The following is a 10,224-nucleotide window of genomic DNA, read 5'->3' as shown; positions in this document are numbered from 1 at the left end:
TCAGTTAAAAAAGACGGCGAAGCCGTTTCCACTTCTAAAGGAGCGATACCATGCGATTGTTCGAAATATTGTTGATAGCGCTGAATCTGTTTCTTCTGGTCCTGCTGACATTTGGAAGATTGCGGAGCAAACGCAGCGCAGCCTTGTCGGCCGCCGTCTCCCTGGCCGTTGTCAGTCTGCATCTGGCGCTCGAAGGCTATCGGTTTCAAATGTGGCCGGCATATATGATCTCAGCCGCCCTAACCCTGCACGCCGCCTTCCGCTTCAGCCGGGGGAACTTCTCCGGGCAGTCCCCTGTCAAGCGAAGCAAGCTGCGGCGAACGGGGCTTGCTGCTTTTCTCTTGTTGTACAGCTTACTAACGGCGCTGCCGCCTATCGCCCTGCCCGTCCCTTCCTTCGAACAGCCTACCGGCTCCTATAATGTTGGTACTGTCCAGTACCACTGGATCGATCATGGGCGAAAGGAAACCTATGAGAACGTGCCCGGGAACAATAGAGCCTTGAACATTCAAATTTGGTATCCCGCCGATCACACCGAAGGCTATCCGGCAGCGCCTTATGTGGCGGATTTGCCAGTCATTGCCGAAGCGCTGGGCAGGCAATACGGCATACCAAAGCAGCTGTTCAGCTACTTCAATCTGGTCAAGACCTACGCCTACCAGGAGCCGCCCGTATCGAAGAGGGAGGCGGCCTATCCGGTTGTCGTGTTCTCCCACGGTTTTCCCGGAGGGCGTTATACCAGCACTTTCCAAACCGTTGAATTGGCCAGCCACGGCTTTATCGTCGTTGCCGTAGAACATACCTTAAGCTCGTTTACAACCGTATTTCCGGGAGGACATTATATCGGCCTATCCCCCAACCAGCCGAAACCGGCGGACATTTCCGCTTGGGACGATATAATCAACAATGTCTGGCTGAAGGACATTCGATTCGTACTAAATCGGCTGGACGATCTGAACCGCCAGGATGACAAGAAACTCTTGACGGGCGCTCTCGACTTAAGCCGCATCGGTATGCTGGGACATTCCTTCGGGGGCGCTACCGCCGCCCAGGCGCTCCTGCTAGACCAGCGGGTCAAAGCGGCGATCAATATGGACGGCACCTTTTTCGGAAAAGGGGACTTGAGCCGGGGATTGCCGCGGCCCTTCCTGTTAATGAGCTCCGACCTGGCACCCCAGCCTGCGGATGCTTCGTCCGAACCGACGGACAGCCAACTGGCAGCCGCCGGTCTGACCCGCGAGATCTTTGACAAACAGCTGCGGCAAATCCCTTTGCGCAAACAAAAAGCGCTGCGAAACGGAGGAAGAGAATTGGTCATTCCTCATGCGACCCATTTGAGCTTTTGCGATTTTTATCTCTGGTTCCCCATAATGGTCTGGACAAACGGTCAAACGGAGGATCCCCACCGTACCCATAGAGCGATCAACAAAGCGACGGTCGCCTTTTTTGAGGAACACCTCGGCCAGAAATAAGAGGCAAGCCAGGTCTGCACCTTGGGACTGCTATTTCTCATCGCTTCTACCAACAAACTCTTGTATAATACATAAATTAGTTTTAATCCCATATCAAAGAAGGGACGTGGAGGCTCATGATCAGATTAGACGCACAGGAATACGCCAAGGCGGAGGAACCGCTGAGAGAGGTAACAATCAATACGCTGTTTGCCCAGGCGGTAATACACGGACATATTTCCGGGGAGGTTTATACGGATGACCTACATAACCCGGCAGCTTTTTACATCGTCCATCCTTACGGAATGTCGCTGCTGTTTGGAGAAACAGACCGTGAGTCTTTTAGACATAAGCTGGTTGAGCATGTCGAGAACACCAATAAGACAAGACAAAAATCCGAGTGGCTGCAGGTGCATCCCCGTTCCTGGGACTCTCTGATCCGTTCAGTGATGGGCCCGGATTCTGCGGTGCAGGAGGAGAATACAAGAGTTAATTTCGCGTTTGACCGCAGCCGTTATGAGCAGGCCGTCAAGAAGTACGGGAAGAGCGATTACGAAATTGTGCCGACGACGCGGGAGATATTCCGGGAGCTGGAGGGCGGCGTTGCTCCGAAGCACTTCTGGAGAGATTCGGAGCAGTTCGCGGAGCGGGGGATTGGATATACGCTGATGGATGGCAGCGAAGCGGCTTCAACCTCATTTGCAGCATTTCTTGAAGATAATCAGCTAGAGATTGGAATCGAAACTTCCGAGAAATTCCGGGGTAAAGGCTATGCCTTCCACGTGTGCTCGGCCTTGATCGATTATTGCCTGGAAGCCAATCTAGAGCCGGTCTGGTCCTGCCGCCAAGAAAACGAAGGCTCTTATTATCTGGCGCAAAAGCTCGGATTCATCCCGACGGTTCGCGTTCCCTATTACCGGTTAGAGGTATAGAAAAACCCGGAGAGTCCGGGTATAGTTGTTCAAGAGCGGACGCCCTCATAGGCCCGCCGCAAAATATCGATATCCAGCTTGTCCATTTGAAGCATCGCGTTCATGACTCTTGCCGATTTCTCGGCATCCTCATCCTGCAGCAGCTCTCCTAAGACGGAAGGCACGATTTGCCAAGAAAGTCCGAATTTATCCTTAAGCCAGCCGCATCTCTGCTTCTCCCCGCCTTCGGAGAGCTTCTCCCACAGCTCGTCTACCTCCTGCTGCATTTCACAGTTAACGAAGAACGATACGGCCGGGGAAAAAGTGAACTGCGGTCCGCCGTTAAGCGCCATAAACTCTTGACCGTCAAGCTCGAACGTTCCGGACATTACCGCCCCTTTGGGCCAAGGCCCTCCGCCTCCGCTGCGTCTGATGTCCTTGATCCTGGAATTCTTAAAAATTGAGGTATAGAAATTTATCGCTTCTTCAGCCTGATTGTCAAACCATAGAAAAGGGGCAATCTTCTGCATAGGATTCAGCTCCTTTTCCTCTAATTATACCGGTCAAATGATGTGCCGTACATCCTGAAGCATTAAATCCGCACGATTTTCAAGCACAAAAAAAGCCGGTCCAAACGCGATAGCTTGGCCGGCTCCTATAACGGGGCATTCCTATTCAATTGAAGCGGTCAAGGTTCCGCTATGGAATGCGTCTTTTAAGAAGTTTTAGAGTTTAAAGTGCAGCACCGTCTGACGGAGCTTGGCCGACATCTCATGCAGCATGGATGTATGCGCCGAATTCTGCTCCATGCAGGCCAGCTGCTGCTCGGTGGCGGCCCCCACGCTTTCCGTGCCTTCCGCCACCGTCTTCGTCATCTCCGATATTCGGTCCATGGTGTCGACAATTTTCTCGGAGTGTCCGGATAGATTACGCAGCGCTTCGGTCACCTCCTGAATTTCGCTTGTGGTGCTGCCTGTAAGTCTCTTGATCTGATCGAACAATTCGCTTACGGAGCTTGTGGTCTTCACGCCTTGAGCCACCTCGTCATTCATTTCCCTGACCGATAGTCCAACCTGCCGCGTATCGCTCTGGATCGCCTGAACCAGTGCTTTAACCTTGTCCGCCGAAGCGTTGGTCTCATTGGCAAGCTTGCGGATTTCCGTTGTTACGACTGCGAATCCCCTTCCATGCTCGCCGGCCCGGGCGGCTTCAATTGCCGCATTTAACGACAGAAGATTGGTCTGCACTCCGATTGAGGAAATGACGTTATTCATCTCTTCAATTTCGCCAGAGCGCTTCTCCAGGGATGACATCATCCGCTCAATCGCATCCATCCGCTGCCGGATCGTATTCATCTGACGAACCGCGTCGGCCAGCCCTTTTTCTCCGGATACGGCCATTTCCTGCGCTTGCCTGGCAACATCCATCGCTGTCCGGCTGTTCCGGTCGATATTGCGGATGTCGGCATCGACGGCCATTACCGCCTCCTGCCCATTCTTCGTCGCCTCCACCCGGCTGCTGCTGGTCGAAGCCAACTCGCCCATTACGGCAGCCATATGTTCCGCCGCCCGGCTCGTTTCTTCCGTACCTGCCGCGACCTCCCCGGATATGTTGATGAGATGCTCGGTACTCTCGTTGATTTCCGTCACAATAAGCCTCAGGTTGTCCTGCATTCGGTTGAATGCTTCCGCCAGCATCGCCAATTCATCCTTCTGCTTCAAGACAAGGGGACCGCTGCCCAAATTCCCTTCGGAAATGGATCGTGCCGCAGAAGACAGCGACCGGATCGGCCGGGATATCATCCGGGCCATGTACAAACCAATTCCGACCGCAAGAACAAAGACGGCAATGCCGATCGCCATGGTAAAACGGATGGCATCCGCGTTTGTCTTCTCCATTTCCGTCTTGACCGCCAACATTTCCCGAGTTTGCTCATCGGAGAGCTGCTGGGCATAATGGACAATGGCGTCACCCATCAGCATAAGGTCAGTCTTGGCCTCCAAAAAGGCGCCTTCCAAAGACTCCTGCGGCAGCCCGAACAGGCCTTCGGCCTTCTCGCTGTAATAGCGGTTCATATTCTTCATCAGATCAACCATTTTCCGGCTCTCCGGCTGATCCGCCAGCATGGGAGACATTTCGTCCAGGAGCTTATCCGTCTGGCTGTTGTCCGTCTGCAGATTCGTATGATAGAACGTATCCTGATTGAGCAAATACGATTGCAGGCTGCTGTTCTGCGATATGGCGTAGAACTTCAGATTATCCGCCATGCCTTTCAGCATTACATGACGCTCAAGAACCCTATCTATGGTACTCTGCACCTTCCGCATCGATAGAATGTAGCTCACACCCGCACACCCGGAAATGATGGCAACCGTCAAAAATCCGGCCAATAATTTTTGTGCAATTGATAGACGCACCGGTTTTCCTCCTAATCTCATTGATTCCATTTTGCTATGTACCGATCCGCTTGATTCGCGGTGACCAGCTCGTATGGGACATATGTATTTTTGGTAAAGCTTAAGCCTTGTGCAGCTTTAACCGCGACTTTTATCGCCTGCTTTCCCTGTTCAGCCGCATCCTGAAAGACGGTGACATCAATATTACCCATCTTCATCATCTCCAAAGCCTGCATCGTACCGTCGACTCCAGCAAATCGCATTCCCTTCTCTTTGCCCTGCAACCGCGCGGCCAGAATGGCTCCGATCGCCATTTCATCATTAGTGGCTACAACGGCGTCGATTGATTTGCCGGTCGTCAGCCAATCCGACATTAGCAAGAGCGCTTTATACCGGTCATGTGCGGCGCTTCCTTCGAACACCAAATTTAATCCTGGATGCTGAGCGATGACATGTTTGATATCTTCGGCCCGCTTCTCATCTTTGCCGCCGTCAATTAGCGCAATATTCCCCTTTCCCCCCAGCAATTTGGCGATTTCGTCCATTTCCAGAATACCGGCGGCGTCCGGCGGCGATTCGGCGGAAGGCGGCCGCTCGGAGCCGACATATGCCGTCGCCCCTTCCACACCTTCATAAGCGCGGGACAGGATAATTGCCGGTATCCCGGCGTCTTGGATTCTTTTCGTCAGCTTTACCGATTGCTCCGCATTGACTGGAATAAACACGATAGCGCTTACTCCCGCCGCGAGCAGTTCCTCAACTTGTTCGGATTGGCGCTCCGCATCATCGCCGGAATATTTGATTTCCAGCGACGTTCCCGGTTCGGCTTGGGCCTCCCGCTTCATGTTCTGCGCCAGATAGGTGAGAAACCGGTCTCTCTGATCGAGCAAAATGACGCCGATAGCCACTTCGCCTTTCTTACCCGGGTTCCCGGCCACCTCCTTTGTCCTCTGCGCGGTTGTTCCGCTTTCACTGCTTTGCGTCCCGGGCGAACCGGCATTGGCGGCTTTTCGCGCTCCCCCCGCTTCCGGCGAGACACTGCCGGATGAGCATGACGTTGTCCACGCCAATACTCCCGCTACGCATAGCATCACACACAGGGAACGGATAAGCTTTCTCTTTGTTTTCATAAGCATAACCCCCTAATTTTTATGCCCCCCGACAAAAAAAGTCAGAGTAAGTATGTTTCGGTGATTATCGACAAAATAACGGTAAATTGTTATACAGTTCCCGAAATTATTTATGTGAGACAAAATAATGTCTCGCTTCCGGATTTTAGTTATAATTTCAGCACAAAAAAGCCGTCAAACACACGACAAATCCATGTGTTTAACGGCCCCAAAAATTAAAGTTTAAATCTTATCTGCCGTCCAGCAGATTGCCCAGCCCGCCGAGAATGCTGCCCTCTTCCTTGCGTCCCGTGCCCCGGGCAGCAGACAGAATGCGGTCAGCCATCCGGTTGAACGGCAGCGACTGAACCCAGATCTTGCCCGGTCCACGCAGCGTGGCGAAGAACAGGCCTTCCCCTCCGAACAGGGCGGTTTTGATGCCTTTGACCATCTCGATATCATAGTCCACCGAAGAAGTCATGGCGACAAGACAGCCGGTATCCAGGCGGATGACTTCTCCGGGCTGCAGCGTCTTCTCCATGACGTACCCGCCGGAATGGACAAAGGCCAAACCGTCGCCTTCCAGCTTCTGCATAATAAATCCTTCGCCGCCGAAGAATCCGGCGCCAAGCCTGCGCTGAAATTCTATCCCTACGGATACGCCTTTTGCCGCACAGAGAAAAGCGTCCTTTTGACAGACAATTTTTCCGTTATACTGAAGCAGGTCAAGGGGAATGATCTTTCCCGGATACGGAGCGGCAAACGTTACGGACTTCCGGCCGTAGCCTCCGCCATGCGTGAATACGGTCATGAACAGGCTTTCGCCGGTCAGCACTCTTTTTCCCGCGCCCATCAGCTTGCCCATCAGACCGCCGCCGCCCTGACCCGAGCTGCTGCCGTCGCCGAAGATGGTCTCCATGCGGATTTCCGGGTCCATCATCATAAAGCTGCCCGCTTCCGCGATCACGCTCTCGCCGGGATCAAGCTGAACCTCCACACACTGCATTTCTTCGCCCATAATCACATAATCAATTTCATGCGCTCCCATAATTTTCGAATCCTCCTCAATTATTGTTCAAGGTTTCTTCCAGCCGTTTGAGCGTTTATACGTCCGTCAAGCCGGAGCGGTTTCACCGGAACTTAAAATTTTATGCTATGCAAATCTGTTTAATTCTGATTCCGTTTTAAGTATGACGGGGAGTAGATCCTGTCCGCGACTATTGTGCAGCAGTCTAAAATAGAGAGAGCGGAGGCAATCTTTCGCGTTGACCCGGGATATCGTTTGACTTCGGCTTTTGGGCCGGCTGCCGCATTCTCCGAGGCCAATGAGCCACTCCGCAATGGATGGATACGGCAGCAATTTCCGGCTGATTATTACATCAACGATGCTGGCAATCCGTTCATCCTCTTCATCTTGAAAACTATAATACCCGTTGTACAGCATTCCCTTGACGGCTGTAAGGACCTCGTTCCGCCCCGCTTCATCGCTCTCTTCACACTGCACCAATTCCCGCAGCGCATCCGCTCCATGAGCGGCACAGTGGGCCCAGCCGCCTTCGGCCAAATATCCACGCAAATCTTTTTCACCCTCGTAGTATCGGACCAGGGAATCTTGCAGCCGCTTAAAACACGATAGATCCATAAAAGACTGCTCCCGATGCCTCTGCAGCAGTAAAGCGATAACCAGCACGGAAAACGACCGGGTAAACACCGATTCATCCTCCTTACCGCCAATACCGTAAAACAAATGTTGATCACCAATAAGAACGGAAAGCATATTCAGAAGCTCAGCTTTGTTAAACCACCGCTTGACGACAATCCATTCATGAAAAGTAGGATAAATAAGCTCGTCCCGCAATTCCGGCTCAGGGTCGCCTATGTATTGAAGCATCAGTGTGATATAGTCCCATAATTTTTCGCCTTCTCTAAGCCGGTATTGTTCATCCTCAATTCTTTGCAGGTTGATATACAACTGCTTCCGCTCGCCGTCCATGTTCACTTTCCCTTCTTCTCCTTCCACACCGCTGCGTACTTCTTCCGGTATTTCAGATCCTCCTCCGTTTCAATCCATTCCAGGGCTTTAAGCTAGACCGCTTCATCCCCGTCCTGCTCGTACAATTTCCGCAGGCCTTGAATAATGTCAAAGCTGCGCCGCAATGGAACGCGAATGGTTATCGGGATGAGATAAATCCGCTTTCAGATCATCCCAAACCACATAGGCCCAATCCACTTTCCCGTTAGTCATGGACAGGAGTTCCATGTAAGCGTCGTACCGCGCGTTCCGGTCCTGCGATCCGACATCTTTAACCAAAGCTGCAACGCTTTTATCCATTAAGTAACCTCCCGCTAGATATGTTGAAGAGGAGCTCGAACAATTCTATTGTAGCATGAGAAAAAGCGGCTGCGCCGTCCTTTTATAAGCGGCGCCCGTTTCTCGAAAACCCAAAAACGCCCGGTTTCCCGGGCGCTTCTTGATTCGAGCAGATTATATTTTTCGTTCAAGCTCATCGCTCGGCGTTGATTTCGACCACTCGCCGACAAATTCGGCCTCATCATAATCAATGAAGGATTTCAGAATCTCGTCCCGGTCGTCAAGGAACAATTGGTCCGCCACTCCGGAGACGAGCTTCGGTACCGCGTTCTTCGTGCCTGAAATGGCGGAAGCCGAAAGTCCGCAGCTCGCAAGTGCCGAGTAGTTAAAGACGAACAGTCCATGCAGGAATTGCTCTCCCTCCGCGTCTCGGCCGGTGAGCGCAAAGCCGGGACTGAGGTAAGGATGCGCATCAAGCTGCGGATTGGCCACCTCTGCCGGAGCCTCGTAGACATCACCCCACCGGGCAATATGGCTCTCGATCAACCGGAGTTCCGGACGTAAGCCGGGATCGCTGAGAAGACCGGTGCTGACGATCAGGAAATCAAAGGTGAACCTGCCTTGAGGCGTGGTCACCGTTGCTCCTTCGCCATCGCTCTCCACATCAAGCCATGGAGCGCCAAGATGCAGCTCAAATCCGGGCCATGCAGCCGCCCGTTCAAAGGTATCGTTGGTCGGCGGCTGATTGTACTTGAAGAAATGAGAAATCGCCGCATATTTCTCGGCATCCGTCAGTACGTGGAAACGCTCAATCATCCCCGATGATTCCATTTGGCGGATCGGATTGACGCTCGGCAGCTTCTCCCGACGTACAAAGACATGAGCTTCGGCCACGCCTTGGGATAAGGCGAAATTGGCATTGTCAAAGGCCGATGCTCCGCCGCCCAGAATCCCGATTTTTTTGCCTTTCAGCGCTTCAAAATCAATCATCTCCGAAGTGTGGGCATACAGGTGGCTCGGCAAATTATCGGCAATTAATGGAGGCACATGCCATTCGCCGCCCCCCTGAATGCCTGTGGCCAGGACAACTTTTCGTGCCAATAATTGTTCCGAAGGCGCTCCCGCTCCATCAATATGCAAGCGATGAATCCCGTCCGCGGCAGGCTCGATCAGCTTCAGCTTGACTTCATTAATGACCGGAAGATCCAGAACCTGCCGGTACCAGCGTAAATAATTCATCCAGTCGCCCCGTGGAATCTTAACGACCTCATCCCAGCCCTGCGGTCCGAACTGCGCTTCCCACCAGGAGCGGAAGGTCAGAGAAGGTATCCCAAGGTCGACGGAAGTCAGATGCTTGGGCGTGCGCAGCGTAACCATCCGCGCATAGGTCTCCCACGGCCCCTCCAGACCCTCACGGTTCTCATCAATAACAAGAATATTCGATATCCGTTCACGCAGCAGGCCGAAAGCCGCAGCCAAGCCGCTTTGACCTCCCCCGATAATCACGACGTCATAGACATGCCCTTCGGAATGATTCTTCGGCTGTACCCAAGCCGCGCCTCCAAAGGCAAGGTAGGAAAGATCGGTTTTCACTCGTTCATTCAAAGCTTCCAGGCTCATGACTCCTCATACCTTTCAGTGGCTTAAGCCAGCATATGTGCTAATAGTCATATTATATCTTGAGTCATTAACCGTTTAAATGTTGATGGCATGTATATTGTCATAATATCTAAAATTCTCATTATTAATTGTGCATACCGACTAAGATTCAGCGTTTGGATGAGAGAGAATGTGACATGGGATCAGGCGCGACCTCACGATTTGCCAATCGACGCTGGGCGGAGATGCGAACTTAATGGCCACCGCCTCGATTATTCTGGAGGAGGTCTTCCATTTCTCGCTTGCCAATTGATTCTTGGGCGTCAGTGCAGTTTTTTTCATTAATTCTATTGATCAATTTGGAAAAAGCTGCGATCGCGAGGAATTTCAAGCTGTTTCTGCCCCAACGAGAGGTTAAGCAGGAAAAACATGTATTTTCGCATGAAT

The 10,224-nt window shown here is 52.4% G+C and carries 9 protein-coding genes; 2 read left to right on the top strand and 7 right to left on the bottom strand.

The annotated features are described in order from the left end of the window. Positions 1–50: 50 nt before the first annotated feature. Positions 51–1,472: an alpha/beta hydrolase family protein gene (locus KP014_RS12920; RefSeq protein ID WP_036591888.1), complete on the top strand. Its 1,422-nt coding sequence runs from the start codon at positions 51–53 to the stop codon at positions 1,470–1,472. A gap of 116 nt (positions 1,473–1,588) precedes the next feature. Then, positions 1,589–2,383: a GNAT family N-acetyltransferase gene (locus KP014_RS12915; protein ID WP_036591891.1), complete on the top strand. Its 795-nt coding sequence runs from the start codon at positions 1,589–1,591 to the stop codon at positions 2,381–2,383. A 29-nt stretch (positions 2,384–2,412) separates the two neighbouring features. On the opposite strand, the gene KP014_RS12910 is transcribed toward KP014_RS12915, so the two are convergent. From KP014_RS12910 to KP014_RS12880, 7 genes are all read right to left on the bottom strand, one after another. Then, positions 2,413–2,892, bottom strand: a complete 480-nt coding sequence (locus tag KP014_RS12910; RefSeq protein WP_036591895.1) for a VOC family protein — start codon at positions 2,890–2,892, stop codon at positions 2,413–2,415. Positions 2,893–3,087: 195 nt separating this feature from the next. After that, on the bottom strand, positions 3,088–4,779 hold the full coding sequence (locus KP014_RS12905; RefSeq protein WP_175491942.1) for a methyl-accepting chemotaxis protein: 1,692 nt from the start codon (positions 4,777–4,779) through the stop codon (positions 3,088–3,090). Between the two features lie 17 nt (positions 4,780–4,796). Next, positions 4,797–5,888: a sugar ABC transporter substrate-binding protein gene (locus KP014_RS12900; RefSeq protein WP_051500346.1), complete on the bottom strand. Its 1,092-nt coding sequence runs from the start codon at positions 5,886–5,888 to the stop codon at positions 4,797–4,799. Between the two features lie 229 nt (positions 5,889–6,117). Then, positions 6,118–6,915 (bottom strand): TIGR00266 family protein, encoded by a 798-nt coding sequence (locus KP014_RS12895; protein ID WP_036598814.1) that lies wholly within the window; start codon positions 6,913–6,915, stop codon positions 6,118–6,120. A 105-nt stretch (positions 6,916–7,020) separates the two neighbouring features. Then, positions 7,021–7,860 carry a DUF2785 domain-containing protein gene (locus tag KP014_RS12890; RefSeq protein WP_036598828.1) on the bottom strand — a complete coding sequence of 280 codons (840 nt, stop codon included), beginning with the start codon at positions 7,858–7,860 and terminating at the stop codon, positions 7,021–7,023. 147 nt (positions 7,861–8,007) lie between these two features. Beyond that, on the bottom strand, positions 8,008–8,199 hold the full coding sequence (locus KP014_RS28750) for a hypothetical protein (protein WP_036598817.1): 192 nt from the start codon (positions 8,197–8,199) through the stop codon (positions 8,008–8,010). A gap of 153 nt (positions 8,200–8,352) precedes the next feature. After that, positions 8,353–9,798: an FAD/NAD(P)-binding protein gene (locus KP014_RS12880; RefSeq protein ID WP_036598820.1), complete on the bottom strand. Its 1,446-nt coding sequence runs from the start codon at positions 9,796–9,798 to the stop codon at positions 8,353–8,355. Positions 9,799–10,224 lie beyond the last annotated feature (426 nt).

This window comes from Paenibacillus sophorae (assembly GCF_018966525.1).
Taxonomy (GTDB): Bacteria; Bacillota; Bacilli; order Paenibacillales; family Paenibacillaceae; genus Paenibacillus_AQ; species Paenibacillus_AQ sophorae.
The sequence above is the reverse complement of the archived record's forward strand: the minus strand, read 5'-3'. Positions and strand labels throughout refer to the sequence as shown.